27 protein-coding genes are annotated in these 24,566 nt (G+C 42.9%); 18 read left to right on the top strand and 9 right to left on the bottom strand.

The annotated features are described in order from the left end of the window. Nucleotides 1-258: 258 nt before the first annotated feature. From mobA to AC0VX1_RS26130, 4 genes are read left to right on the top strand one after another with little or no spacing between them, the layout of a single operon-like run. Complete coding sequence (gene mobA, locus AC0VX1_RS26145) at nt 259-879, top strand: molybdenum cofactor guanylyltransferase (protein WP_475469550.1); 621 nt, start codon at nt 259-261, stop codon at nt 877-879. 2 nt (nt 880-881) lie between these two features. Beyond that, the gene (locus AC0VX1_RS26140; protein ID WP_475469549.1) at nt 882-1,346 is read left to right on the top strand and encodes a molybdenum cofactor biosynthesis protein MoaE; all 465 of its coding nucleotides are present in this window, start codon (nt 882-884) and stop codon (nt 1,344-1,346) included. Beyond that, nucleotides 1,339-1,572, top strand: coding sequence for a molybdopterin converting factor subunit 1 (gene moaD / locus AC0VX1_RS26135; RefSeq protein ID WP_034315925.1), 234 nt, complete (start codon nt 1,339-1,341; stop codon nt 1,570-1,572). Before AC0VX1_RS26140 ends, moaD begins: the two co-directional genes overlap by 8 nt. Before the next feature lie 24 nt (nt 1,573-1,596). Next, nucleotides 1,597-2,616 (top strand): MoeB/ThiF family adenylyltransferase, encoded by a 1,020-nt coding sequence (locus AC0VX1_RS26130; protein WP_053536922.1) that lies wholly within the window; start codon nt 1,597-1,599, stop codon nt 2,614-2,616. A 76-nt stretch (nt 2,617-2,692) separates the two neighbouring features. Here the strand turns inward: AC0VX1_RS26130 and AC0VX1_RS26125 are convergent, their stop codons facing one another. Then, on the bottom strand, nt 2,693-3,040 hold the full coding sequence (locus AC0VX1_RS26125) for a YflT domain-containing protein (protein WP_475469548.1): 348 nt from the start codon (nt 3,038-3,040) through the stop codon (nt 2,693-2,695). 135 nt (nt 3,041-3,175) lie between these two features. Then, entirely contained in the window at nt 3,176-4,609 is a 1,434-nt protein-coding gene (locus AC0VX1_RS26120) for a phospholipase D family protein (RefSeq protein WP_475469547.1), read from the bottom strand. A 152-nt stretch (nt 4,610-4,761) separates the two neighbouring features. On the opposite strand from AC0VX1_RS26120, the gene AC0VX1_RS26115 reads away from it, so the two are divergent. From AC0VX1_RS26115 to AC0VX1_RS26105, 3 genes are all read left to right on the top strand, one after another. After that, the gene (locus tag AC0VX1_RS26115) at nt 4,762-5,442 is read left to right on the top strand and encodes a uracil-DNA glycosylase (protein WP_057278207.1); all 681 of its coding nucleotides are present in this window, start codon (nt 4,762-4,764) and stop codon (nt 5,440-5,442) included. A gap of 270 nt (nt 5,443-5,712) precedes the next feature. Beyond that, nucleotides 5,713-5,970 carry a YwdI family protein gene (locus AC0VX1_RS26110; RefSeq protein ID WP_034315918.1) on the top strand — a complete coding sequence of 86 codons (258 nt, stop codon included), beginning with the start codon at nt 5,713-5,715 and terminating at the stop codon, nt 5,968-5,970. A 23-nt stretch (nt 5,971-5,993) separates the two neighbouring features. Continuing rightward, nucleotides 5,994-6,362, top strand: coding sequence for a DUF423 domain-containing protein (locus tag AC0VX1_RS26105; protein ID WP_475469546.1), 369 nt, complete (start codon nt 5,994-5,996; stop codon nt 6,360-6,362). A 305-nt stretch (nt 6,363-6,667) separates the two neighbouring features. Here AC0VX1_RS26105 and gerQ read toward each other — a convergent pair whose 3' ends face one another. Both gerQ and hemQ read right to left on the bottom strand, forming a co-directional pair. After that, nucleotides 6,668-7,183, bottom strand: coding sequence for a spore coat protein GerQ (gene gerQ, locus AC0VX1_RS26100; protein ID WP_475469545.1), 516 nt, complete (start codon nt 7,181-7,183; stop codon nt 6,668-6,670). Nucleotides 7,184-7,598: 415 nt separating this feature from the next. Then, nucleotides 7,599-8,348 (bottom strand): hydrogen peroxide-dependent heme synthase, encoded by a 750-nt coding sequence (gene hemQ / locus AC0VX1_RS26095; protein ID WP_053536913.1) that lies wholly within the window; start codon nt 8,346-8,348, stop codon nt 7,599-7,601. 236 nt (nt 8,349-8,584) lie between these two features. Here hemQ and pta point away from each other — a divergent pair, with 236 nt between their 5' ends. Together pta and lipL are read left to right on the top strand one after the other, a co-directional pair. Next, nucleotides 8,585-9,571, top strand: coding sequence for a phosphate acetyltransferase (pta, locus tag AC0VX1_RS26090; protein ID WP_413021615.1), 987 nt, complete (start codon nt 8,585-8,587; stop codon nt 9,569-9,571). A 34-nt stretch (nt 9,572-9,605) separates the two neighbouring features. Beyond that, nucleotides 9,606-10,454, top strand: a complete 849-nt coding sequence (gene lipL / locus AC0VX1_RS26085; RefSeq protein WP_057278205.1) for an octanoyl-[GcvH]:protein N-octanoyltransferase — start codon at nt 9,606-9,608, stop codon at nt 10,452-10,454. Nucleotides 10,455-10,684: 230 nt separating this feature from the next. On the opposite strand, the gene AC0VX1_RS26080 is transcribed toward lipL, so the two are convergent. Beyond that, entirely contained in the window at nt 10,685-11,431 is a 747-nt protein-coding gene (locus tag AC0VX1_RS26080; RefSeq protein WP_095390579.1) for an RsfA family transcriptional regulator, read from the bottom strand. A 269-nt stretch (nt 11,432-11,700) separates the two neighbouring features. Between AC0VX1_RS26080 and AC0VX1_RS26075 the strand changes: the two genes are divergently transcribed. The 3 genes from AC0VX1_RS26075 (at nt 11,701) to AC0VX1_RS26065 (ending at nt 14,007) form a co-directional block, all read left to right on the top strand. Then, nucleotides 11,701-11,922, top strand: a complete 222-nt coding sequence (locus tag AC0VX1_RS26075) for a YuzB family protein (protein WP_048683566.1) — start codon at nt 11,701-11,703, stop codon at nt 11,920-11,922. Between the two features lie 235 nt (nt 11,923-12,157). Continuing rightward, nucleotides 12,158-13,465, top strand: a complete 1,308-nt coding sequence (locus AC0VX1_RS26070) for an HD domain-containing protein (RefSeq protein WP_034315900.1) — start codon at nt 12,158-12,160, stop codon at nt 13,463-13,465. Nucleotides 13,466-13,497: 32 nt separating this feature from the next. Further along, nucleotides 13,498-14,007 carry a YwgA family protein gene (locus AC0VX1_RS26065; RefSeq protein ID WP_034315899.1) on the top strand — a complete coding sequence of 170 codons (510 nt, stop codon included), beginning with the start codon at nt 13,498-13,500 and terminating at the stop codon, nt 14,005-14,007. A gap of 29 nt (nt 14,008-14,036) precedes the next feature. Here the strand turns inward: AC0VX1_RS26065 and AC0VX1_RS26060 are convergent, their stop codons facing one another. After that, on the bottom strand, nt 14,037-14,222 hold the full coding sequence (locus AC0VX1_RS26060; RefSeq protein WP_034315897.1) for a 2-hydroxymuconate tautomerase: 186 nt from the start codon (nt 14,220-14,222) through the stop codon (nt 14,037-14,039). A gap of 139 nt (nt 14,223-14,361) precedes the next feature. Between AC0VX1_RS26060 and AC0VX1_RS26055 the strand changes: the two genes are divergently transcribed. Both AC0VX1_RS26055 and AC0VX1_RS26050 read left to right on the top strand, forming a co-directional pair. Then, nucleotides 14,362-15,036: a site-2 protease family protein gene (locus AC0VX1_RS26055; protein WP_194719487.1), complete on the top strand. Its 675-nt coding sequence runs from the start codon at nt 14,362-14,364 to the stop codon at nt 15,034-15,036. Between the two features lie 41 nt (nt 15,037-15,077). Then, nucleotides 15,078-15,587 (top strand): YwhD family protein, encoded by a 510-nt coding sequence (locus AC0VX1_RS26050; RefSeq protein WP_413021611.1) that lies wholly within the window; start codon nt 15,078-15,080, stop codon nt 15,585-15,587. Between the two features lie 150 nt (nt 15,588-15,737). Here AC0VX1_RS26050 and AC0VX1_RS26045 read toward each other — a convergent pair whose 3' ends face one another. Next, nucleotides 15,738-17,807 (bottom strand): transglycosylase domain-containing protein, encoded by a 2,070-nt coding sequence (locus tag AC0VX1_RS26045; protein WP_413021609.1) that lies wholly within the window; start codon nt 17,805-17,807, stop codon nt 15,738-15,740. Between the two features lie 207 nt (nt 17,808-18,014). On the opposite strand from AC0VX1_RS26045, the gene speE reads away from it, so the two are divergent. The 4 genes from speE to argS all read left to right on the top strand — a co-directional run bounded on the left by speE (nt 18,015) and on the right by argS (nt 22,102). Beyond that, on the top strand, nt 18,015-18,842 hold the full coding sequence (speE, locus tag AC0VX1_RS26040) for a spermidine synthase (RefSeq protein ID WP_034315891.1): 828 nt from the start codon (nt 18,015-18,017) through the stop codon (nt 18,840-18,842). Nucleotides 18,843-18,856: 14 nt separating this feature from the next. After that, nucleotides 18,857-19,735, top strand: a complete 879-nt coding sequence (gene speB, locus AC0VX1_RS26035) for an agmatinase (RefSeq protein ID WP_034315888.1) — start codon at nt 18,857-18,859, stop codon at nt 19,733-19,735. A 252-nt stretch (nt 19,736-19,987) separates the two neighbouring features. Then, nucleotides 19,988-20,428 carry a YwiB family protein gene (locus AC0VX1_RS26030; protein ID WP_057278201.1) on the top strand — a complete coding sequence of 147 codons (441 nt, stop codon included), beginning with the start codon at nt 19,988-19,990 and terminating at the stop codon, nt 20,426-20,428. A 3-nt stretch (nt 20,429-20,431) separates the two neighbouring features. Beyond that, entirely contained in the window at nt 20,432-22,102 is a 1,671-nt protein-coding gene (gene argS, locus AC0VX1_RS26025) for an arginine--tRNA ligase (protein ID WP_475469544.1), read from the top strand. A gap of 49 nt (nt 22,103-22,151) precedes the next feature. On the opposite strand, the gene uvsE is transcribed toward argS, so the two are convergent. Next, nucleotides 22,152-23,105, bottom strand: a complete 954-nt coding sequence (uvsE, locus tag AC0VX1_RS26020; RefSeq protein ID WP_413021605.1) for a UV DNA damage repair endonuclease UvsE — start codon at nt 23,103-23,105, stop codon at nt 22,152-22,154. Between the two features lie 28 nt (nt 23,106-23,133). Continuing rightward, nucleotides 23,134-24,336 carry a cardiolipin synthase gene (cls, locus tag AC0VX1_RS26015; protein WP_413021604.1) on the bottom strand — a complete coding sequence of 401 codons (1,203 nt, stop codon included), beginning with the start codon at nt 24,334-24,336 and terminating at the stop codon, nt 23,134-23,136. Between the last annotated feature and the right edge of the window lie 230 nt (nt 24,337-24,566).

Genomic DNA, 24,566 nt, shown 5'->3' with positions numbered 1-24,566 from the left:
TATGAGTGTCTTGGCGAAGGAAGGGCAATCGCCTCGTATAAGTCATTTTTCGAACCTGTAATTAAGGAAATTGGATGGATGTCAGCATGCACTTTTAGCTTTGGACCCTGCCTCCAACTTTTGATGGACAAAGCAAAGGTTGTGAAAGTGTCATTATTTTCAAATTTGATTTAAAATATTTAAATATAGTGGAGACACATTTAGTATAGCTTTTCCGTTCGATGCTGGATTAAACCCAAAAAAGGGAGGTTGATTTCTATGGAGTGGACCATGTTGCTTTTAGCTGGCGGGAAATCAAGCCGTATGGGAGTGAATAAGGCACTTTTGACCGTAGGCGGCGTTGTGAACATTTCAAGAGTGGCATCCGAGTTGAAAAAGGTGTCAGAAAACATTATGGTCATTACGAATACATTTGAAGAATATCATTTTCTGCAACTTCCGCTCATTCCGGATTTACATAAAGATCAAGGACCTCTTGGTGGATTGCATGCAGGGCTGACCTCATCGAAAACGGAGCTTCAGTTCCTTGCAGCGTGCGATATGCCGTTTGTGAGTGCAGCTGCCATAAAGGATATCATTACCCATTATGAACCTGGATTCGATGCTGTCATTCCAGAAATAAATGGCAGGCTCCAGCCGCTTTTTGCTGTTTACCATAAAAGGTGTCTTCCTGTACTGACGGAGTGTTTATTAAAACATGAATTAAAAATGAGTCTATTCTTGGAAAAGATCTCGGTGAAAATCATGAAAGAAACCGACTTTACGTTATACCGCGAAAATCCTGAACAATTTCACTACCTTTTTTTCAATATGAATACGAGGGAAGATTATCAAGAGGCAGATTATATTGATCAAACTGAATTATATAAAGGATGGTAGACATGAATTATAATATTTCAAAAGAGCCGATTGTCATCCAGGAAGTGATTGATAAAGTAGTCAGTCGAAATGCGGGTGCCGTCACGACTTTTATTGGTACAGTGAGGGAGATGACGAAAGGAAAAAAGACCCTCTTCTTAATTTACGAAGCGTATGTACCGATGGCCATCAAGAAATTGGAGCAAATCGGATCTGAGATCAAGGTGCGTTGGCCTGATGCAGAAACGGCGATCACCCATCGTGTAGGTAAACTTGAAATCACGGATATCGCAGTGGTTATTGCCGTTAGTACACCACACCGAAATGATGCATATGAGGCCAATAGGTATGCGATCGAAAGAATTAAAGAAATCGTCCCGATTTGGAAAAAAGAACATTGGGAAGATGGGGAAACCTGGGTAGGAAACCAGTTGGAAACCGTTCCATATCCATCAGGGAAACCGGAAGAGGGGGATATTGATGATTAATGTACTTTTATTTGCCCAATTGAAAGATGAGCTAGGCAAAGAGACTGTTTCAATAGAAGGAAATGGAATGAGTGTTGCCCAGCTAAAAGGAAAGATGAAGGTGGATTTTCAATTGGAAGGTCTTGAAACCGTGATGACAGCGGTCAATGAGGAATTTGCTGATGATGACACGATTTTATCTGATGGAGATACAGTTGCTTTCATTCCGCCAGTAAGTGGAGGGTGAAGCGTCCGGAAGGGAGGGCTCACGGTGAAAGAGCGATATTCAAGGCAAACTTTATTCGCCCCAGTTGGTGAAGGGGGCCAATTGAAAATTATGAAGAAGCATGTCTTGCTTCTTGGTGCAGGGGCTTTGGGATCTGCTAATGCCGAGGCCCTTACTCGTGCAGGAGTAGGGAAGCTTACCATTGTCGACAGGGATTATGTCGAGACCAGTAATTTACAGCGCCAACAAATGTATACGGAACGGGATGTCGCGGAGAAACTGCCAAAAGCAGAAGCGGCAAAGCGTCATTTATTGGATATCAACCATGAAGTTGAAGTGAATGCCATCATCATGGATGCAACTGCCCAGAATCTCGAACAGCTGCTTGGTGATGTTGATTTGATATTGGATGCAACCGACAACTTTGAGACACGGATGATTATTAATGATTTATCACAAAAGCTTCATATACCGTGGATTTATGGGGCATGTGTGGGGAGCGTGGGCATGACTTTGACGATCCTTCCCGGGCAGACTCCATGTTTGCACTGTTTGCTTAAAGCGATCCCGATTCAAGGAATGACCTGTGACACAGGAGGGATCATATCACCAGCTGTTACGATGGTAGTGGCACACCAAACTGCCGAGGCTTTGAAAATCCTTGTTGAAGATTGGGAATCGGTACGGCCTGCACTAGTTTCTTTTGATCTGTGGAGAAATCAATACCAAACCGTTAAATTGACAAAAGCGAAAAAGAAAGATTGTCTCTCATGCGGAGAGCAGAGGACATACCCCTTTTTAACAATGGAAAATGCAACGAAAACGGCTGTTCTTTGCGGGAGGGACACTGTACAGGTAAGACCGCCAAAACCTCTGGAACTGCAACTTGAAAAATTAGCCAAAGATCTGGACGGCAGCGGTTATTTGGTGAAATTCAATCCATTTCTTCTCTCCTGTGAAAAAGCTGGGGAACGTATCGTCATTTTCAAGGATGGCAGGGCGTTGATTCACGGTACGAAGGATATGGTCCATGCAAAGGCCGCGTACCAAAGCATCCTGGGATAATGCTCATAAAAAAACGAGGCCCCAGGTTTTGGGGCCTCGTTTTTTTATGAATCCATATAGGGTAATGGTACGGGTTTTAGTGTGTGACCCCGTCTTTGTTATCTTGTTTGGAAGCAACGATGACTACTTTTCCCTCGTCAAGAACTTCCTCGTAACGCTCTGCCTCCATATCACTAAGGCCAAGGTTGCTCATTCGATTACGAAGTTCATCTCCGCGAGATTTAAAGAGATTTCCGACGGTATCAAGGAAACCTTGTTCCTGCATGCCTACACCTTCTGTATTTGTATTCTCGGTAAGGTGTTTAGAACGGGTTTTATCATGGGCAAACAAATATACATCGTCTTTCGTATAACCTGATGTAACTAATTCATCGATTTTTTCCTTTGCTTGTAAACCGTTTTCTACTACATGTACTTGATACATATAAACTCCTCCTTGAATTTCATTAAGATTTTCTTGAAAATAGGTAAATAGAATCTTGCTTATTACAGTTTCTGATTGGCTATAGTAGTATATATCCTCATTTGGGCCCTGTTAAACATTTATCTCAACGAATATTTAGTAAGTGGTGAAGCGGAATACCTTCTGTATGCGGTAGGTCAAGTACTTGAAGACAGGCAGTTTCTTTTGGTATTCACTGTAATCCACCGTGTATGTTCCGTTTTGATTTGTCCAGAGTCTATGGAAATAGCTGTCGACATCCTTGGAAACGTCCGCATCATTTGGAGCATGGATTTCAACATTCGCTTCAAGGTTATAGTCATCTAGATTTCGTGAAGTATAATTAGCCGATCCTCCAAGAATGACCGTTTCATCAGCCTTTTGGATCATCATCAATTTTGTATGGAACTGTTCTTTATCTGTTTTATACCAGCGAATCGAGATGTTTTCATCCCCCAGTTTTTCGAATTCGGCGGCAACCGGAAGATTGGGCAGCCCGATTTTTTCACTTCCGAATGCGTTTTGATTCGGATCCAATATCATTTCAATCTTCACACCCCGTTTAGCTGCATCCGTTAATGCCTCGACAACCTCGCGATCGGCAATGTAGAACATGGCAAGATGGATCTTGTCACCATTTTTGGCATCCTTAATTGCCTTTAGGACATGTTCATTGATTTTTCCTTCCGTTAGCAGTTGTACTGATATTGGCCCTTTATCAGCTGGTTTCTCCTTGAACTCAGGAAATGACTTTGGTCCTCCCGAGAATTTCGAAGCGGCTTCTTCGGCTTTAACGAAATCGCCGATGATATTCCCGTCCATCTGGAAGGCAATATTGGAGTGGAAGGCGCTTGCGTCATGAGGATTGGCAGATGAGATGATGGCCGTTTTTTCAGTCGCGACCACTTTTCTGTGATTGGCTTTGATATTCATCAGTCTAAGATAAGAACGCAAGGTGACCTTTGGTGCGCTTTTAGCCATTGGATTGACAATCCAGCCTTTCCCGCTTTCACCGAACCATTGGAAAAAGGTCCGATACACACCTGAATAGAGAGGATTTGGATCCCGGAGGCGGTCTAAGTTGGTAACAATGACATCAATTTCATTTTTCTTCATCGTTTCCAATGCCTCTAACTGGTAGGCATTATAGGAAGTATTCACTTCATCAGTAATGAATATAATCTGGAGGTCAGGTTTCTTTTTCTTCTGTTCAATCAGATTATCCTTCAGCGTCTCGGTTAACTTCGGGAAGTTTATCTTTTCATCATAAAAAGCATTAAACAAAAACATATCGATTACGATATAAGAATCAGCCTCTTCTATGGCTTGATTTATGGTTTGGAAAATTCGCTGCTCATGTTGCAGATTCCCTTGTTCGTCGTGATAGGAAAGATTATAGATGAAATCGATTTCCTCGACATGATGAACCTTCCCTTCATAAGAAATGCCATCGGGAAGTGGCTTGTAGCTGTTATAGGCAATGACGATTGCAATGATGATCAAAATGCTGACAAGCAGATAAAATCGTTTTCTTTTGTACCACTTTTTCATAGGAAAGCCTCCAACATGGTTAAATTGCTTGCTAGCTTTCTATTTTCCCCTTTTTGGGGTATATAGAAACATAAATCGTAATCTATGGAAAAAGGCAAGGCGATGAAGTTTGATATAATATAGTTTCAAAAAGCGGAGAGGGGCTGTGGCAGATGGCAAAGCAGTTTTTAACAAATGATTGGTGGCCTCTATTGAAAGAGGAATTCAAAAAAGAATATTACCAGGAGCTATGGGAATTCATAAAGCAAGAGTACAGTCAGCAAGTCATTCATCCGGATCAGGACGATATTTTCAATGCGCTTCACTATACTCCTTTTGAAGATGTAAAGGTTGTCATCCTTGGACAAGACCCTTACCATGGCCAGGGTCAGGCGCATGGCCTTAGTTTTTCAGTCAAGCCGGAGGTGCGCATCCCGCCCTCTTTAAGAAATATCTTTAAAGAGTTACACACCGATCTTGGCTATGAGGTACCAGATAATGGTTACCTGGTCGAATGGGCAAAACAGGGAGTGCTTCTATTGAATACCGTCTTGACTGTCCGTGAGGGAGAGGCGCACTCACACCGCGGAAAAGGATGGGAAATCTTTACGAATCAAATTATTCGCCTATTGAATGACCGTCCGAAACCGGTTGTATTCATCCTGTGGGGGAAACCTGCTCAAACCAAAATCCCTTTGATTGATGAAGCCCGACATAAAATCATTAAGTCTGTACATCCGAGTCCGCTGTCGGCTTCCCGTGGTTTCTTTGGCACCAAACCATTTTCCAAAACAAATCAATTGCTGATGGAAATGGGGGAATCTCCAATTGATTGGAAAATCCCGAACCGATGATATCGGCAAGAGAACGAAACGGGTGAATTGTATGGCGTGCCGTCATTTCTATATAACTTGGGATCTCAGTTTTCCAAAAGGCTGCCGTGCTTTTCAATTCAAAACATCAAACCAGCCTTCTCTTGATGTCTTTCGTTCTTCAGGAGAGCCATGCTTGAAATTTCAAGCAAAGCCAATTAAAAGGTAGGAAATATGCAAGGTGTTTTCTTCTCTGATTTTTGCTATGCTAGTTATGATAGTTTTGACCTGTATATAGACGAGGTGGTAAAGTTGGATATTTCATCAAGACAAATGTTAGATAAAATCGAAGAGCTTGTTTTAAAAGCGAAACAGGCAAATTCAGAGGATAAGGTGCAAGGGTATGTAATGGCCATTAAGTCCCTTTGTGAAGTGATGGTTGATGAAAAAGCTGCGAACATCAGCATACAGAAGCCAATCACATTGACCCAGCCCGTCATGCCGGCTACACCGAATGTAGAACCGGTTAAAATGGATGAGGCCAATGGGGAGTCCTTGTTCGATTTTTAAATTAGGGAAGGGGAGCGAAATAATTGAAACTGTTCATCATTTTAGGTGCATTGAATGGGTTTATTGCTGTGGCACTTGGTGCATTCGGTGCACACGGCCTGGAAGGGAAAATTCCTGATAAATATTTGGAAACTTGGCAAACCGCTGTTCAATATCAAATGTTCCACGCGGTGGGTTTATTGGTGCTCGGTTTAATAGCTGGGAAAATTGATAGTCCGCTGATCAACTGGTCCGGCTGGCTTATGCTAATAGGAATTATCCTATTTTCCGGAAGCCTATTCGTTCTAAGCGTTACGCAAATCAAAGTCCTTGGTGCCATCACACCGCTTGGAGGAGTTTCTTTCTTGGTTGCTTGGGTCTTAATGATCATTGCTGCGTATAAATACTTGTAAGGTCAGCTGAGGCTGTAGACAAATTCGAAGAAATCGAGTTTGCCTGCAGTTTTTTTTATGGATTGTACAATTTGGACGTACATTACTGCTGCAGGCACTCGCTTATCCAGAGGCGGGCTCGCACCTTTTTCTCCAATCAACTTTGTTATTGCATATAGATAGAAACCATACCTGATGAGTTGAAGGTGGAATGTTTTCCGAACCTCTACAAACTGAGCTGATCGATCTTTTTGGAAAAAGTTTGCCTATATAAGAAGAGCCTCGGAATCAAATGGATTCCGAGGCTCTTCTTATATAGGATTTTTTTACCTTGGCGAATAGGTGGTAAGCCCAGTGCCTCCAAATGGATATTCATATTCGATTTCTTCATCGAACGTTATATAATCTAAGTATACCATCGGGATTAAGTATCGTTTTCCCGTTTGAGGATCGCTTATGATTAAGTGATCGCGTCCTGCAGCTTCGATGATTCCTTTGAAGATCTTGGCATTCCATTCCTTGTTGTTTTCAAACGTTGTATAAACAGTGGCCAATTTCCCTTTATTCAAACGCAAGATGTTCTCGATGTACGACTGTTCGACCGGAAGCATGCCAGGTATCTGAGGTCCGGAAGTGGCTGGACTCACCTGCATCGGCATTTGTTGTGGCGTGCCTCCCATAGTGGGCTGTTGTGGCTGGTATGGTGGTTGTTGGTATCCTTGCTGCGGGTAACCCTGCTGCTGGTTAGGATTCTGCTGTCTTAGTTCAGGCTCATTATTTTCATAGGGGTAATAAGGGCTTCCTCCGTACGGATAATTACCATAAGGATTATTTTGTGACATTGCATTCCCTCCTGAATTCAAGGTTTAGTTGATGCTTTGGAATTTGGATAATCCGAGAGTGTGGACTGGGAGAAACAGTGCGATTTATAGCGACCGGTAGTATTGTATATGTTTTCTGGACAATCCCCGGGTGGCTTAAAAAACCACAATGAATGTTAAGCGATACATAACGGCTGCCGTTCATGATATAAGCCATATCCTCTTGCCGGCTAATGAATAGAAGTAACGTTCCTTCACCTCGCTGGAGTCAGGAATTGCCTTGATCAATTTTCCTGAAGCTGAATGGGACTGTGAAAAAATAAATTCATCACTATTGAAAATGTATGGGGTGGGGATTGGATTTATTCCACAGCCGGGGAAAAAATAAAAAGGAGCGGACGCAAAAAAAGCTTCCGGAAACCGGAAGCCCTTCGTCTTAAACGTATAGGAATGAAGATACATTTTCTTCAGGCAGGATATTGCCTACAAAGAAAGAGCCAAATGCAGCGTATCGTGCACTCACTTCATCAAAACGCATTTCATAGATTAATTTTTTGAATTGAAGGACATCATCTGCGAATAGAGTCACGCCCCATTCATAATCGTCAAAACCGACAGAACCTGAAATGATTTGTTTTACTTTACCGGCATAACTACGGCCAATCAAGCCGTGGGAACGCATTAAGCCTTTGCGCTCTTCCATGGAAAGCATATACCAGTTATCATCGCCATCACGACGCTTGTCCATTGGATAGAAGCATACATGTTTCGCTTTTGGCAGTATCGGATAAAGTCTGGAACGAACATGAGGGTTCTGGTATGGGTCCTCACCATCTCCGCCAGCTAAGTAATTGCTTAATTCCACGACCGAAACGTATGAATAAGCGGGAATTGTATATTCGGCAAGCTTCGTTTTGTTGAATTCGTTTTCGATTGCATTCAATTCTTCCATGGTCGGGCGGGCAAACATAAGCATGAAGTCCGCTTTCTGACCAACGATGGAATATAGGGCATGGCTGCCTTCATTGTCGCTTTGTGTCATATTCCATTTATCCAGTAAACCTTGGAATTCCGAGATGGCCAATTGGCGTTCGTCACTTGATAGCGTTTTCCAGGAAGCCCAGTCGATCAGGCGGAAATCATGTAAACAATACCAGCCGTCCAGTGTTTGTGCTGCTTCACTCATTACAATCACTCCTAAGTCTTATTATAACTTTAATATAGCATAGTTTCAGTATAAGGATATTTATATCAACCCGCAAACACCACAGTTTTTCGGTGTTTCTGTAATTTTCAAATTTGCGGAGGGCTGGAATTTACCTGGCTGCTGGAGTATTCTTAAAAGAAGACGACAATGGATTTTACCGGATGGTTAAATATCGAAAAAATGGGGGAAACGTATCTAAAAAGGAGGAAGAGCCAATGAGTGATTTATTTGAAATATTGGAATCGAAAATTATGGGGCATAATTTAAAGATCGTTTTTCCGGAAGGGTTGGATGAACGGATTTTGGGAGCAGCAGGCAGGCTTGCCCAAGCTAAACTGGTGACACCGGTATTGATCGGGGATATCGGGTTTATTCAAGAGAAGGCAAAAGACTTAAAGATCTCCCTTGATGCAATCGAAATATATGATCCGAAGAATTATATCATGATGGATGAAATGGTTGAAGCGTTCGTGAAGGTCCGTGATGGTAAAGACACTGATGTACAAGCACGTGAAATCTTAATGGATGAGAACTATTTTGGAACCATGCTCGTCCATATGAAACTGGCACATGGAATGGTTAGTGGCGCAACACATTCTACTGCCGATACGGTTCGTCCGGCCTTAAAGATCATTAAAACAAAGCCGGGCGTCCAAAAGACCTCGGGAGTGTTCATCATGGTCCGGGAGGAAGAGAAATATGTATTCGCGGATTGTGCGATCAATATAAACCCGAGTTCCCAGGACCTGGCTGAAATTGCTATAGAAAGTGCGAAGACTGCATTAATGTTCGATATCGAACCGCGTGTGGCGATGCTGAGCTTTTCGACAAAGGGATCGGCAACATCCCCCGAGACCTTAAAAGTGGTTGATGCCGTCGATTTGGCAAAGGAAATGGACCCTGAAGTCATCCTTGATGGGGAATTTCAGTTTGACGCGGCCTTCGTCCCTTCTGTGGCAAGGAAGAAAGCACCGGATTCCCTTATACAGGGGGATGCGAATGTTTTTATTTTCCCAAGTCTCGAAGCAGGGAACATTAGCTATAAGATGGTACAGCGCTTGGGTGGCTTCGAAGCGGTTGGTCCGATCCTTCAGGGGCTGAATCGTCCGGTGAACGACCTTTCGAGGGGATGCAGTGAAGAGGATGTATATAAACTGGCTGTCATTACAGCTGCACAGGGATTTGTGGCGCAGTATCAATAGACAGCTTGAGGATTAAATGTAGAGGGAGATTCGTATGGGTGAGACAGATTCATTATTAATGCAGCAAGAGTGGAGGATTATTGATCAATCTTCCGTTGGACCTCAGTTTCCTGCTCTGGAGTCCTTTGCGATGGATGATACATTTTGCGCTTCCGTTGGGTCAGGTAAATCAGCGGCCGTAGCCAGGGCGTGGGTACACCACCGAACCATCGTCATGGGTATACAGGATACGAAGTTGCCTTTTCTTAAAAAGGGCTTGGATCATTTGGAGGAACATGGTTTCCGGGCCATCGTGAGGAATTCCGGAGGGCTTGCAGTCGTCCTGGATGAGGGGGTCCTTAATTTTTCGCTCATTTTTCCTGAAAACGAGCAGAAAATTGAAATCAATCGTGGATATGATGCGATGTGGGAGCTTGTCCAATTGATGTTTTCCGATTTCCCAGTCAAGATGGAGGCGCGGGAAATCGTCGGTTCCTATTGTCCTGGCAGTTATGATTTAAGTATAAATGGGCAAAAGTTTGCCGGTATATCCCAACGCAGGATCCGCAATGGTGTAGCGGTGCAAATCTATTTGTGTGTCAATGGAAGCGGGGCTGAACGTGCCAGTCTCGTGAAGGGTTTTTATGATGCAGCTAAAGGAAATGCAGAAACCAAATTCGCTTATCCTGATATCGTCCCTTCGGTGATGGCATCCCTAACCGAATTGTTGGGTGTTCAATTGAGCGTTCAAGACGTGATGCTCAGATTCCTTCAAGTACTGAAGGAACATAGCGAAAGGATATTTTCTGACACACTTTCCGCTGAGGAATGGCCGCTGTATGAGGCGTACTTGACGAGAGTGGTCGAACGCAATGATAAAGTGTTCGATGCATTAAAGGATTGATATGAAAAAAGCCGTTCCATTAAGTCAGGAATGGCTTCTTTCATTTAATACGACTTTAGCATTCACTGAAACTGTAAAAGGACTGTATGATAGGCGGGGATAGTATTCCTTCTTTCTTGAAACAATGAAAAAAAGAGCCTTGTTGGCTCCCTTTTTTCGGATAAAGAGGGGTGAAACGGCCTCTGGCATGTGGTTGATCTATATAACAGAACCCCACATTATCTTATTTATTACTCGGCCATTTTTTCCAAATTGCCATTCCGGTCCATCTTGAACTTCGTTGCCGGACGTTCCTCTTCCTCTAACAAGACCAGCTTTCTTGCTCGATTCATGATATTCATCAAAGTTTCATAATCTTCCTGCATCAAGCCGCTGTTTTGTTCTAGGTGGCTGATTTTATTCTCCAAATCTTCGTTTCGCTTTTTCAGTCCTTTAATTTCAAGCTTCAATCTTTCATTTTCGGTTTTTAATACTTCGGCTTGAAGCATGCGGCCGTTCATGGATTCCAAATAGGCGATGACGGCATCAAGGCTCATGGCCGATTCCAAAGTAACTGGTGTGTGCTGTGTCTTAGGAGTGAGGGCTTCTGCCACAACGAATTCCTCTGCTGCTTCATAATTGGCAGTATCGACTTCGGTATTCAACTCTAGTTCCTCCTCTTGTACATGGGGAACCATTATGTCGGAAATCGTTGGGGACGGCGGTGTATAAAGAAGCCGTTTTTTCCCTCCTTGATCTTTTCCGAGGATCCTTTGCCGCTGCTTACGCTGTTTCTTGGCAAGGGATAGCGCTTTATCATAATTATGGCGGACAACTGCATTCCAGCGGAATCCGCATGCTGCAGAGGTACGATTCAACTTATCTCCTACCTCTTCAAAAGCATTAAGCTGAGTGCTGCCTTCCCGCACATGGCGCAATACCGTTTCTGCCAAAAGCAAATCATCTTCTTCTGTCCAGGCGTCTTGACGAACCTTCATTTCTACATACTCCCTTTCTGGTAACTTTTAAAATAAATAACTATATAAAATATCGTGTGGCAGTGATTTATGGGTGTTCTACTAGCATTTTGGACAAAATATGGATTTTTTATACAAAAAGGTTAAAAGGATACTAGTTTTTTGATTAATTACATCATTTTTCACATCATTCAGCCCTCTTGATATTCATAAGTAGAAACGGTAAAATACCTTTTAGTCATATAAATGGATGAAATACAGTTTGTCATGGAAAGGATGGTGACCGGAGGATGTCCAATGAATTCAGAGTGTGCGATGACTGCTTGGCGGTAAACATAAAAACATTGATCCCGCGTCTTGAAAAGCTTGATCCCGACGCGAAAATTGAAGTGGGCTGCCAATCCTACTGCGGTCCTGGCAGAAAGAAGTCTTTTGCCTTTGTCAATAACCGTCCGGTTGCTGCACCGACAGAAGACGAGTTACTAGATAAAATCAATAAAAAACTAAAGTAGGATCCATGATATATAGGTAGAGTGGATTGTTTCTTATGATATATGGAACCAGTAATCATCACCCAGATTCGACACACTGCGGTGATTTTTTATTTCCTTATTTTCGAGACAAAACCAGACTGGAACTTCCGTTTTCTTACAAAATGCCCCCTCTTACTAGCGAGGTGGAAGTTAGGGTTTTTTGTCAAAACACGCTATAATGAGTGCATCGAGATTATGAAAAAGAGGGTAGTTCATGGGATATTCCGGCGAAAAATTACAAGAAGAAAAAGTATTCAAGGATCCGGTGCACCGATATATACATGTTCGTGACCGGGTTATATGGGATTTAATAGGGACGAAGGAATTCCAGCGGCTTCGTAGGATCAAACAGCTGGGTACGACTTATTTAACCTTTCATGGTGCGGAACATAGTCGGCTTAGCCATTCGCTTGGAGTATACGAGATTGTCCGGAGAATCGTGGATGATGTTTTCGAGGGCAGACCGGAATGGAAACCAGAGGAGCGGTTACTATCCTTGTGCGCAGCCCTCCTGCATGATTTGGGTCATGGTCCTTTCTCTCATTCTTTTGAAAAAGTGTTTGATCTGGATCATGAGCAATTCACGCAGCAGATAATCGTCGGCGATACGGAAGTGAATAAGATCCTCCTTAGAGTTGGGCGTGATTTTCCAAAAAAAGTGGCAGAAGTCATCGCGAAAACCTATAAAGGCAAATTAGTAGTCAGCCTGATTTCAAGTCAGATCGATGCTGATAGAATGGACTATTTACAGCGTGATGCTTATTTCACTGGCGTGAGTTATGGTCATTTCGATATGGAAAGGCTTTTGCGTGTGATGAGGCCAAGGGAAGAACATGCGGTCATAAAGCAGAGCGGGATGCATGCGGTTGAGGATTATATCATGAGTCGCTACCAAATGTATTGGCAGGTTTATTTCCATCCAGTTACGAGAAGTGCGGAGGTCATACTTACCAAGATCCTACATAGGGCGAAACATTTATATGAATCCGGTTATGAGTTTGCTCAAGAACCGCACCATTTTTATTCATTGTTCAAGGGAGAAGTGACTTTAACGGACTATTTGAAAATGGATGAATCGGTGATGCTCTATTATTTCGAAGCATGGGAAGAGGAAAACGATGCGATTTTAAAAGATTTATGCACTCGCTTCGTTAACCGTAAACTATTTAAATATGTGGAATTCCATCCGTCGAACAGTCAAATGAACAGATTGATGGAATTAAGGACGCTATTCAAGAAGGCAGGCATCGATCCGGATTATTATCTTGTCGTCGATTCCTCATCAGATCTGCCGTATGATTTTTACCGGCCAGGTGAGGAAGAGGAGAGACTTCCGATTCACTTGCTTAAAAATAATGGCGAAATTCGTGAATTATCACGTGAATCCGAAATTGTCGATGCAATTTCAGGGAAAAGAAGAACGGATCATAAGTTGTATTATCCAGCGGATTTATTGCGTGATGAATCTACGAAGAAAAATATTAAAAAACAGATCCGCAAGCTTTTGGAGCTATCGGATTAAAGTGGTACATTTTTGGTGAGGAGTGACGGGCCTTGTTTAAGGATCATGCAAACATTATCAATGCAATTTCTACTGCCGGTGAAATCTCGGGTCGGAAAAAATTACAAAAAATCGTTTATATCGCGAAGAAGCTGTCCTTCCCATTTCATGAAAAGTTTCAGTTTCACTTTTATGGACCGTATTCGGAGGAGTTGACCTTACGGATTGAAGAGCTCTGCGAAATGGGCTACTTGAATGAAGTAAGGGAAAAAAAAGCAGGCTATTATCAATATTGTTATTCGATAACGGATGCCGGCCAGGATTTCCTATCCATACAGGAAGTAGAGATGCCGGCACTTGAGGCATGCTTACAGGATATGAACGAACAGAATGCCAGGTTTTTGGAGCTGGTTTCAACGGTGCTATACTTCGACACGCTTGAAAAAGAGGAAGTCACCGAGAAAATTTTTACGCTGAAAAGCAAACAAAAATATACCCTTGAAGAAATTGATGAGGCATATGAATATATTGAGCAGTTAAAAACAAAAGCTAAGCCGAATTGATGGCTTAGCTTTTCCCCATTATGTAAATCTTATAGATCGCTTTTACGGACACCGGCTACTGCTAAATGATTTTTTGACATTTCTTCAATGAAAATCGTCACGGCTTCAGCTGGTGCTCCAGTTGTTTCCGTCACTGCTGCAGTCACCTTTTCGACTAAAGCCTTTTTTTGTTCGTCTGTACGGCCTTCAAGCATTTTGACTGTTACATATGGCATCTCTTTTCCCCCCTTCCTCTCTTATCTTGTAGTGTTTCACAATGGAAAAAGAATTGCAAGACACGGAAGTCAGAGTTTTTTCACTTCTTGAGCTTTTGATGTATACTAACGGTATTAAACATTGGGGGAGAAGCTATCGATGCAATTCTTGGAGCAAATAGAACGGTTTTTGGTTTATCCTTTGGAAAAGCTTCCATATGTCATTGTGTCACTGTTGATCGCATTTACGGTTCATGAATTTTCCCATGCGTATGTGGCCTATAAGTTCGGTGACCCGACAGCAAAGAATGAAGGGAGAGTCACGTTGAATCCGATTTCACACTTGGATCCGATCGGAACTCTGTTGATATTGATAGCCGGATTTGGTTGGGCGAGACCCGTACCGGTCAATCGTTTTCATTTCAAGAATCCAAAATTGGCAGGAGTGCTCGTCTCTTTTGCCGGTCCGTTCAGCAATTTGCTTGTTGCAATTTTGGGGTATTTGATTTTTTACGGGTTGCTGGCGGCAGGCGTTGGACCTGAGTTACCGTTTTTCGTCGAGCCCTTCTTAAATATACTCATAAATTTAAATGTCCTTTTATTTGTATTTAATCTGTTACCGCTGCCGCCTCTCGATGGTTATAGGATCGTTCAGGATCTTGTTTCAGCAGACTTGCGGGCAAAAATGACCCAGTATGAACAATATGGCTCCCTTATTTTTTTGATTCTGATCATCACACCGCTGAGTCAATATACAATTAGACCGATTTTGGATACTGGCATTAAATTTGTAGGAGGCACCTTGAGTCAATTTTTTTCACTTTTGTTTTTTTAACCAATAATAAGGAATGACAAACGATAAAGGGGGATATGAACATGGAAGAACAACCAAAGAAAAAGGTAGGCTTCAATATTATAAAAAACGACCCAACAGAAGGCCATGGCGGATATGGGGCAGGGGTATTAACACTCGATAATATTTCCCCGGTCATCATCGATGTGGATGCGGGTGAAGCAGAGGTCGATATCGGAGCGATGCATGCAAGAAGTGCAGTGGAAAAAGGGATCAAGTTCTTAAAGACTAAAGAGGAAGTCCCGAATGCCAAACCCTACTGGCTTGTTTGGGTGACCATTGAAGCCACTCAAAATGGTCCGCACTATGCAGGTGTGACAGCATGTGAAATGACGGTCGACAGATCAATTAGACGCGGTTACAAATCGCTCCCGGAGCATGTTAACCGGATGGATAAATCGCTAAAACGAAAGATCATCATTGAGGAAATGGACGATAAATCAAAACGTGTGCTTGCAGACTTCCTGAAAAACCATGATGCGGGAATGTGGGAGCGTTCTTCAGATCAGCTGAAGGATTCATTGACGGTTTGAATCTCGTTTGATGGATGAAATGTTAAGTTTAGTGAAAAATGCACTTGTAGGAAAGCGATAAAATCAGTAAACTTAAAGACAGCAGTTTAGTCACTGTGGAACTAGGACAGAAAAACCCCCGAAGCCTCTGCAGGCTTCGGGGGTTTTTCGTTATCCCCAAGGTTTTAAGATTTTCTTGTACCAAGGGGCCTTTTTAAGTTCTTCTTCTTTTGGGGCATGTTTCGGATTCTCACCCTTAAAGTGCTCGGCACAGTATTCGACAGGCTCGGTTCCTTTAACATAATAAGTCATTCTTGAGACGGGACAATCCTTTGTGGCCAATTTTCCGCTTACGGGATTCACGTTTACCCCGATTACGTTTTCGGTTTCCTTAAATGATTTTGCCGGTTTACCTTTTAGGCCCTTTTCCATATAGGAAGCCCAGATTTTCTTTGCATAGCCTTTTTCAGCAGGGATCTCGATCTTTTTGCCTTGGTCATATCCAGTCCATACTCCAGCTACGAGCTCCGGTGTGTAACCGATCATCCAGCTATCCGTCGGGGTGGATCCTGATTTGCCGGCATATGGGCGGGTCAGCTGGGAACTGATGGTGCTGCCGGTCACTTTCGTATAGCCATTTAACGTTTCATCGAAAACACCTGTAAGCATCTGGGTCATGACAAATGCCTTATCCTTATCCAGAATCTGTTCTGGTTTCTCCTTTTCATCAAAAATCACTTCACCTTTTTGATTTTCCACCTTTTTGATAAACACGGGTTCAACCTTCTTGCCGCCATTAGCCAGAATGCTGTATGCGTTCACCATTTCAATCGCCCTAACACCTGACGTACCGAGTGCCAGGGAAGGGACGGCATCCATCTTTGCTGTGATTCCGAATCGACGCGCCGTATCGACCAATGACTGTTCCCCAAGGAACAAATGCGTTTTTACGGCAAAGATATTATCGGAAAGAGCAATGGCCTGAGCCATCGTGATTTCGCCTTCCGCATACTGATGGTTATAATTATGCGGTGTGTAAGATGAGTGACCATCATCGAAAGAAAAGGTAGTTGTCTCGCTTTTCAAGGTGGTGGATGGTGTGAAACCATTCTCCAGCGCTGAATAGTATAGCAATGGCTTCATGGTTGAACCAGGCTGGCGAACGGCCTGTGTGGCCCGATTGAATGGAGACTCGGAATAATCTTTACCGCCGACCAGCGCACGGACCTCCCCGGTATCCGGATCCATTGCCACTATCGAGGCTTGAATGCCTGAAGACTTGGGTATGGTACTGGAAAGGACCTCTTCGGCAGCTCCCTGCTGGGTTTCGTCCAGTGTCGTATACACCTTAAGGCCGCCGAGCTCGATCGTCCGGTCATCTAAATGAAGCTGAGATTTTAAAGCCTGCTTGACGGCATCCTGGAAATAGGGAGCGGTCTTCTTGGTGACCGTTCCGTGTTCCCCTTTTAATGTAAGGGATGTTCGCAGCGCTTTCGCGATATCCTTGTCTGAAACGTAGTTTTTGCTTTTCATGGATTGCAGGACAACTTTCTGCCTAGATTTCGCTTTTTCAAAGTTATCCAATGGAGAATAATTTGACGGCCCTTTTGGTATTCCGGCCAGCATGCTCGCTTCAGGAAGAGTCAGATCCTTGGCATCCTTGCCAAAGTAATATTGACTTGCAGCTTGGGCTCCATATGCGCCATGGCCATAGTAAATCGTATTTAAATAGCCTTCTAGAATTTCCTTTTTGGAGTAGTTCATTTCTAAACGTATCGTATAAAAGGCCTCATTAAGTTTACGCGACCACGTTTTGTCATGCCCAAGAAACAGGTTCCGGGCATACTGCTGGGTAATGGTGCTTGCACCCTGGACCTTGGACATTGCCTTGATATCGGCAAGGATGGCACCGCCGATCCGCTTTATATCAAATCCATAATGAGTGTAAAATTGGCGATCTTCTACGGCGACAGTCGCTTTGATGAGCTGTGGTGAAATCGACTCCATTCCGGCCCAATAACGCTTCTGGCCATTATCTGTTTCACCGATCACATTTCCATCATCACTGTAATAGAGAGTGGACTGCGGCACGACCAAAGGAGGCGGACCTAATATTTTTGCGTAAATCAGTAAAGAGAGAAGCAATACAAAGAGTATTGTCAGCCCGATTGCGGCAAGGATAATGAAGGCCCGTACATATTTAGTTGTCCTTTTAAATCGTTCGCTTGGAATCAATTCCATTGCTTTCACCTCTCTTATCGGGTAAGAATCTAGTATCTATTACTATTATGGAAAAAAAAGAAAATTTTAAACATAAGAACTGCATTTAAGAAATTTATCTTGCAATTCTGCTAGATTCGTCTATAATTTTTCTAGCTAATGACTATACCGATTTTGGGGAACCTATAAGGTGACTGACAATATGAAATGGAAAAGGAGCGTTAATAAATGAGCATTTGGTTTACTGAAAAACAAACAGAGAACTTTGGTATTACGATGAAAGTGAATCGTACTTTACATACGGAGCAAACTGAGTTTCAAAAGCTTGATATGATTGAAACGGAAGAGTGGGGCAATATGCTATTGCTGGATGACATGGTAATGACTTCACAGCGCGATGAATTCGTTTACCATGAAATGGTAGCCCATGTTCCTTTATTTACCCATCCTAATCCAGAAAACGTTTTGGTTGTAGGTGGAGGGGACGGAGGAGTTATCCGTGAAATCCTTAAACACCCAAGCGTAAAAAAAGCTACATTGGTGGATATCGATGGGAAAGTCATCGAATACTCAAAGAAATACCTGCCGGAAATTGCAGGCATGCTTGAAGATCCGCGTGTAGACGTACAAGTTGGGGATGGCTTCATGCACATCGCCAAAAGTGAAAATGAATATGACGTGATCATGGTCGACTCAACTGAACCTGTCGGACCTGCTGTCAATTTATTCACAAAAGGTTTTTATGCCGGGATTTCCAAAGCTTTGAAAGAAGACGGGATTTTTGTGGCACAATCCGACAACCCTTGGTTTAAAGCGGACTTAATTCGCGATGTACAACGTGATGTGAAAGAGATATTCCCAATCACGAGCCTGTATTTAGCGAATATCCCGACGTATCCAAGCGGCCTTTGGGCGTTCACGATCGGATCGAAAAAATATAATCCATTAGAAGTGACTGAAGATCGTTTCCATGAAATGGAAACTAAATATTATACAAAAGAACTTCATAAAGCAGCATTCGTTCTGCCTAAATTCGTTCAAGATTTAGTGAAGTAAGGGAGGCATGGACCATGAAATTCGATGAAGCCTATTCAGGCAATGTATTCATTAAAAGCCACCCTGTTTTTGAGGAATCTGAAGCTGTGCTATACGGCATGCCGATGGACTGGACGGTAAGTTTCCGTCCGGGTTCTCGCTTCGGCCCTACCCGGATTCGTGAAGTTTCGATTGGTTTGGAAGAGTACAGCCCGTATTTAGATCGTGAATTAGAGGAAGTTAAATTCTTTGATGCCGGGGACATTCCATTACCATTCGGCAATCCGCAGCGCAGTATCGATATGATTGAAAAATTTGTCGACAGCTTGTTGGATGCAGGTAAGTTCCCGATGGGTATGGGAGGGGAACATCTTGTCACATGGCCTGTCATCAAAGCCATGTTCAAAAAGTATCCCGATATGGCCATCATCCATATGGATGCCCATACAGATTTACGTGAGGATTATGAGGGAGAGCCGCTTTCCCATGCGTCCATCATCCGTAAATCCGCAGAACTTATCGGCCCGAAAAATGTATACTCTTTCGGCATTCGTTCCGGTTTGAAGGAAGAATTCCAATGGGCAAAAGAAAATGGCATGCACATCTCTAAATTTGAAGTTCTTGAACCTTTGAAAGAAGTACTGCCGCAGTTAGCTGGCCGTCCTGTATATGTGACGATCGACATCGATGTTCTTGACCCTGCGCACGCGCCGGGAACAGGCACCGTTGATTGTGGAGGCATCACTTCCAAAGAGCTTTTAGCTTCGATTCATGAGATAGCACGGTCTGAAATAAATGTGGTCGGCTGCGATTTAGTAGAAGTCGCACCTATCTATGATCCATCCGAGCAAACTGCGAATACGGCGAGCAAGCTGATTCGCGAAATGATTCTAGGGTGGGTTCAAAAAGGTTAATGATGGAAGACTTGACTGTTCCTGTTTTTTAGCAGGAATGGTCTTTTTTTATCCATGGATAGAATTAAGGGCTCTTATCGAATAATTACGCCCAATGAGTCATTATTGCGTTAAAATCAAATGGATTGCAACAACTTGATTTCGACAGCACACTTTTGGTTTAACACTTTATTTTCCGCTCCAAGTTGAAACTTCCTTGAAGAATATTTATACTTATAAAGTTAAGAACGACATGATGAAGGAAGTGTAGCTTTGACTCTTCATGATATAGATAAGCATGCTATTAAAGTGACTTTACAGACAAAAATCAAGCACGGTTCAGAAACGGAAACGTATGAGCTGGTCACATTTGGTACAAAAATGTATAAAGGTGCAGATTTATATTTGCAATATAAAGAGGAAAATGAAACTGGTCAAACACAAACGACCATCAAGCACAAACCGGATGAAACGATCCTGCTTAGAAATGGTGCCATTAAAATGAGGCAGCTTTTCCGCCTGCAGGAAGCGACAAATGGGCATTACGAAAGTATATATGGCAGGTTAGGATTACGGACGACCGCGAAGAAGATCCATCATCAATGGGATGAGCAGTCCAAACAAGGGAAACTTGTCCTTAAATATACGTTACATATGCAGGGAAGCGAACCTGGTCAATATGAGATGACTATTTCCTACAAGGAGGAAGCATAACGCATGAATATAGTAAAAGAGGTACAGGAAAAACTGAAAGAAGAGATTAAAGCGGCAGTCATTAAAGCCGGTTTAGCAACGGAAGAGCAAATTCCGAATGTTGTATTGGAGCTGCCAAGAGATAAGACACACGGAGATTATTCCACGAATATGGCCATGCAATTAACGAAGATTGCAAAGAAAGCGCCAAAGATGATAGCAGAGGCAATCATCGAAAACTTTGACAATTCAAAAGCATCCATCGAAAAAATTGAAATTGCAGGACCGGGTTTTATCAATTTCTACATGAATAATGCTTATTTGACAGAACTGGTTCCTGTCATTTTGAAAGTGGATGAAGCATATGGGGAAAGTGACTTTGGTAAAGGCGAAAAAATCCAAGTGGAGTTCGTTTCCGCGAACCCGACCGGTGATCTCCATCTTGGTCATGCCCGTGGTGCAGCAGTAGGCGATACGCTATGTAATATCCTAGCTAAAGCAGGTTATGATGTTTCACGTGAATACTATATCAATGATGCAGGTAACCAAATCAATAATTTGGCCATTTCCATAGAAGCCCGTTATTTCCAGGCACTTGGCCTCGAAAAGGATATGCCTGAGGGCGGTTATCATGGCGAAGATATCATTGGCATCGGTAAGACGCTTGCAAGTGAGTATGGGGATAAATATGTAAATGCCGATGAGAAGGAACGTTTTGAATTTTTCCGTGAGTACGGCTTGAAATATGAAATGGAAAAACTGAAAACGGACTTGGGTAATTTCCGTGTCGGATTTGATGTATGGTACTCCGAGACATCCCTCTATCAAGACGGTAAAATTGATGAAGCACTTAAAGTGTTGAGGGAAAGGGGCCATGTTTACGAGGAAGATGGGGCTACATGGTTCCGCTCTACGGAATTAGGCGATGATAAAGACCGGGTGCTTATTAAGCAGGATGGGTCTTACACATATCTGACACCGGATATTGCCTATCACCGTAATAAATTGGAACGCGGCTTTGAAACGCTGATCAATATCTGGGGTGCAGATCACCACGGCTATATCCCTCGTATGAAAGCGGCGATCGAAGCATTAGGGTACAACCGCGAGCAGCTTGAAGTGGAAATCATCCAGCTTGTCCACCTGTACAAGGATGGCGAGAAAATGAAGATGAGTAAACGTACCGGTAAAGCAGTTACGATGCGTGACCTGATTGATGAAGTGGGTCTGGATGCAACACGTTATTTCTTTGCAATGAGAAGTGCGGATACCCATATGGACTTTGATTTGGATCTTGCCGTCTCACAATCCAATGAAAACCCGGTTTATTATGCACAGTATGCCCACGCCCGTATTTCCAGCATTTTGCGCCAAGGTGTGGAACAAGGGATCAGCTATGAAGGAGTCACTGATTTCTCTGCCCTATCTACTGAAAAAGAAGTGGAGCTTTTGAAGAAATTAGGAGAATTCCCGCAGGCAATAGCGGAAGCAGCCGAAAAACGGATGCCTCACCGTATGACGAACTATATATTCGACCTGGCCTCTACATTCCACAGTTTCTACAATGCAGATAAGGTTCTGGATGTTGAAGAAATGGTTAGAAGTAAGGCGCGTCTTGGACTGGTCAAATCCGTCCAAATTACGTTAAAGAATGCATTGGCCATCATCGGGGTTTCGGCACCGGAAAAAATGTAATGGGAAAAAGCGGCTGTTTCTAGCGAAACAGCCGCTTTTTTTAGGTTATTTAGCACTCAATGGCTCCGCCGCTCACCCTTTTTACACCTCGAATCTTAGCCATATCTTCAATCAGCTGCAACATTGCCCGATCCTTCATCTTGGCCTCGATCATGAAATCCGCGTCCTGTCCAAGATCCTTAAGCACTTTAAAAAGGGGCATGATGAAGTCCAAATCGATATAATCTGCATGCGAGCGAAATTCACCTGCCGATTTTGGGGATGAAATATGGATCTTTGGTACCGCCCCTGCTTGAATCCAAGTGGTGAACACCTCGGTGAGCAGCTCGTTAAGCGGCTCATCTGAAAGGTTTGCGAGATGATGGTGATAATCGAATACAAGCGGGATTCCCTCCCTTTTACATACGCCGAGGGTTTCAGATGCTGTATAGGTTTTATCATCATTCTCCAAAGTCATTCTTTCCTTGATGTGCATAGGCAGTGATTTAAGGTTGTCATGAACCCTTACAAGGGCGGACTCTTTATCACCATAGGCCCCACCGACATGGATATTGATGAAAGAGGTGTCAGCAATGCCCATTGCATCAAGCATTTTATAATGGAACTCCATATCTTTCACGGCATTTTGTGTGATCTCGGGCTTAGGGCTGGTGAACAGCGTAAACTGATTGGGATGAAAGCTGAGCCTCATCTTGTGTGCAGTGGCCCAATCGCCAAGCTGTTTCCACTCTTTCTTAAAAGGAGTGACGAAATCCCATTCGATTTCGGGATGTGTGGCTAAAGGAACAATGGAACTGGACATCCGGTATACTTCTATTTGGTGTGCCGTGTTATATTGAAGGACCCTTAAGGTATTTTCAATGTTCTGCCTTGTCACATCCAGGAGCTTTTCCATTCCTTTTTCTGCGCCAAGTGTGCTATATCGCTTGAAAGTAAGTGTCTTAGCCGGAGAAGCCTCCCATAAACAGGTGGCATTGGATACGAACCCAAATCTTATTTTCATTATATTTTTCTCCTTGAGCAAAGGGTTGTCAAAGAAAAGGAGAAAGGATGGAAGCCAGCGATTCTTTTGCTGATCGGACTACATTCATGCTGGAAAGAGCGTCCCCGTTCAGCGGCTTGGATTCGGCCAGGTCCACTGCCAATTCCTTTTCTACATCTTTTATAAATGTCCGGTCAAATACGGTGCAGTTCATTTCACTATTTAAAAAACAACTGCGTTTATCAAAATTAGCCGTACCGATATCACACATTATATCATCGATCAGCATCACTTTAGAATGATAGAACCCTCTTTGAAATTGCATGATTTCCGCCCCGTCTTTTATTAGTACCCGAAAATAGGGAAAAGAAGCTTCTTTTACAAGGGCGTGGTCTGAAATTTCAGGTACGATGACCGTAACGGAAACATTGCGTGCAAGGGCATCCCTCAATTCCTGAAATAAAGTTTCACTGGGAATGAAGTATGGAGTCCCGATAATGATTTTTTTAGTCGCTTGACGAATCATGTGTGTCAGTGACTGTTCAAGATCACTGCCATTCGAGACGACAAACTGATGGGCCTGCGTCCCGGGATTCAATGTCGGAAAATAGGCAGGCGTTCCTCTGTAATCCTCGTTTGTATCATAGAACCAATCCGAGAGGAAGACTTCCTGAAGGTCCTTTACACCTTCCCCGGTCATTTTTAAATGGTAATCCCTCCATGGGTTCAGCTTCTCCCCTTGGTTTATATACTCCTTACCGATATTAAAGCCGCCAAGATAGCCAATCTTTCCATCTATCACCGAGATCTTACGGTGATTTCTTTTTTGTATGGTATAGAAAAGGAAGGGGAGTTTCGGTTTAAAGCTGAAAGAAAAATGAACGCCGCTTTCAGTCAGCTCCTGAATGGTTTGGCGGGACATTTTTTTACTCCCTATCCAATCGACTAAAAGCCGCACTTCCACGCCCTCTTCCGCTTTTGACTGCAGTAACTTCAAAAAGTCCTTGCTGAATTTATCGTTTTTTACTATATAAAAAAGGATATGGATGGAATCCTGAGCTTGCCTGACTTCCTTGATATAATCTTCAAACAGGATTTTCCCTGATGTGAATACAGTTATTTCGCTATTCCGAGGCGGATATTTAATGTTGGTTGCGTGCTTCAAATAACGGCTATGCCCTACCTTAAGATCAACCCAGCACCAAGAGAAGATCAATAAAAATATAGAGGCAATCGTGGTGATTATCTTCAAAAAAAATCCCCCCTAAATGATTATATTTAGTTTGGCTCTAATTCCCTGTCAGTAACCATTAAAAAGGGGGAAAGGGTCTTCATTTTTTTTGAATGCGGAAGGGTAATGCATGGATTTGTCGAATTATATAATTAAGGGGCAGAAAAATTAAATGGTTTTTAAAAGAAAAAAGTTGACTGAATGCTCATTCATTATATAATGGAATTAATCAAATTTCAGAAAAATGCCAA

Source organism: Peribacillus sp. QJM3NY_7, assembly GCF_056173225.1.
This window is presented reverse-complemented; position numbering and strand designations above follow the sequence as displayed.

What these genes read in the sequence shown, in the direction of transcription:
- mobA (WP_475469550.1), top strand. Translation starts at nt 259, where the DNA reads ATGGAGTGGACCATGTTGCTTTTAGCTGGCGGGAAATCAAGCCGTATG.
- AC0VX1_RS26140 (WP_475469549.1), top strand. Translation starts at nt 882, where the DNA reads ATGAATTATAATATTTCAAAAGAGCCGATTGTCATCCAGGAAGTGATT.
- moaD (WP_034315925.1), top strand. Translation starts at nt 1,339, where the DNA reads ATGATTAATGTACTTTTATTTGCCCAATTGAAAGATGAGCTAGGCAAA.
- AC0VX1_RS26125 (WP_475469548.1), bottom strand. Translation starts at nt 3,040, where the DNA reads ATGTATCAAGTACATGTAGTAGAAAACGGTTTACAAGCAAAGGAAAAA.
- AC0VX1_RS26120 (WP_475469547.1), bottom strand. Translation starts at nt 4,609, where the DNA reads ATGAAAAAGTGGTACAAAAGAAAACGATTTTATCTGCTTGTCAGCATT.
- AC0VX1_RS26115 (WP_057278207.1), top strand. Translation starts at nt 4,762, where the DNA reads ATGGCAAAGCAGTTTTTAACAAATGATTGGTGGCCTCTATTGAAAGAG.
- gerQ (WP_475469545.1), bottom strand. Translation starts at nt 7,183, where the DNA reads ATGTCACAAAATAATCCTTATGGTAATTATCCGTACGGAGGAAGCCCT.
- hemQ (WP_053536913.1), bottom strand. Translation starts at nt 8,348, where the DNA reads ATGAGTGAAGCAGCACAAACACTGGACGGCTGGTATTGTTTACATGAT.
- pta (WP_413021615.1), top strand. Translation starts at nt 8,585, where the DNA reads ATGAGTGATTTATTTGAAATATTGGAATCGAAAATTATGGGGCATAAT.
- lipL (WP_057278205.1), top strand. Translation starts at nt 9,606, where the DNA reads ATGGGTGAGACAGATTCATTATTAATGCAGCAAGAGTGGAGGATTATT.
- AC0VX1_RS26080 (WP_095390579.1), bottom strand. Translation starts at nt 11,431, where the DNA reads ATGAAGGTTCGTCAAGACGCCTGGACAGAAGAAGATGATTTGCTTTTG.
- AC0VX1_RS26075 (WP_048683566.1), top strand. Translation starts at nt 11,701, where the DNA reads ATGTCCAATGAATTCAGAGTGTGCGATGACTGCTTGGCGGTAAACATA.
- AC0VX1_RS26070 (WP_034315900.1), top strand. Translation starts at nt 12,158, where the DNA reads ATGGGATATTCCGGCGAAAAATTACAAGAAGAAAAAGTATTCAAGGAT.
- AC0VX1_RS26060 (WP_034315897.1), bottom strand. Translation starts at nt 14,222, where the DNA reads ATGCCATATGTAACAGTCAAAATGCTTGAAGGCCGTACAGACGAACAA.
- AC0VX1_RS26055 (WP_194719487.1), top strand. Translation starts at nt 14,362, where the DNA reads ATGCAATTCTTGGAGCAAATAGAACGGTTTTTGGTTTATCCTTTGGAA.
- AC0VX1_RS26050 (WP_413021611.1), top strand. Translation starts at nt 15,078, where the DNA reads ATGGAAGAACAACCAAAGAAAAAGGTAGGCTTCAATATTATAAAAAAC.
- AC0VX1_RS26045 (WP_413021609.1), bottom strand. Translation starts at nt 17,807, where the DNA reads ATGGAATTGATTCCAAGCGAACGATTTAAAAGGACAACTAAATATGTA.
- speE (WP_034315891.1), top strand. Translation starts at nt 18,015, where the DNA reads ATGAGCATTTGGTTTACTGAAAAACAAACAGAGAACTTTGGTATTACG.
- speB (WP_034315888.1), top strand. Translation starts at nt 18,857, where the DNA reads ATGAAATTCGATGAAGCCTATTCAGGCAATGTATTCATTAAAAGCCAC.
- argS (WP_475469544.1), top strand. Translation starts at nt 20,432, where the DNA reads ATGAATATAGTAAAAGAGGTACAGGAAAAACTGAAAGAAGAGATTAAA.
- uvsE (WP_413021605.1), bottom strand. Translation starts at nt 23,105, where the DNA reads ATGAAAATAAGATTTGGGTTCGTATCCAATGCCACCTGTTTATGGGAG.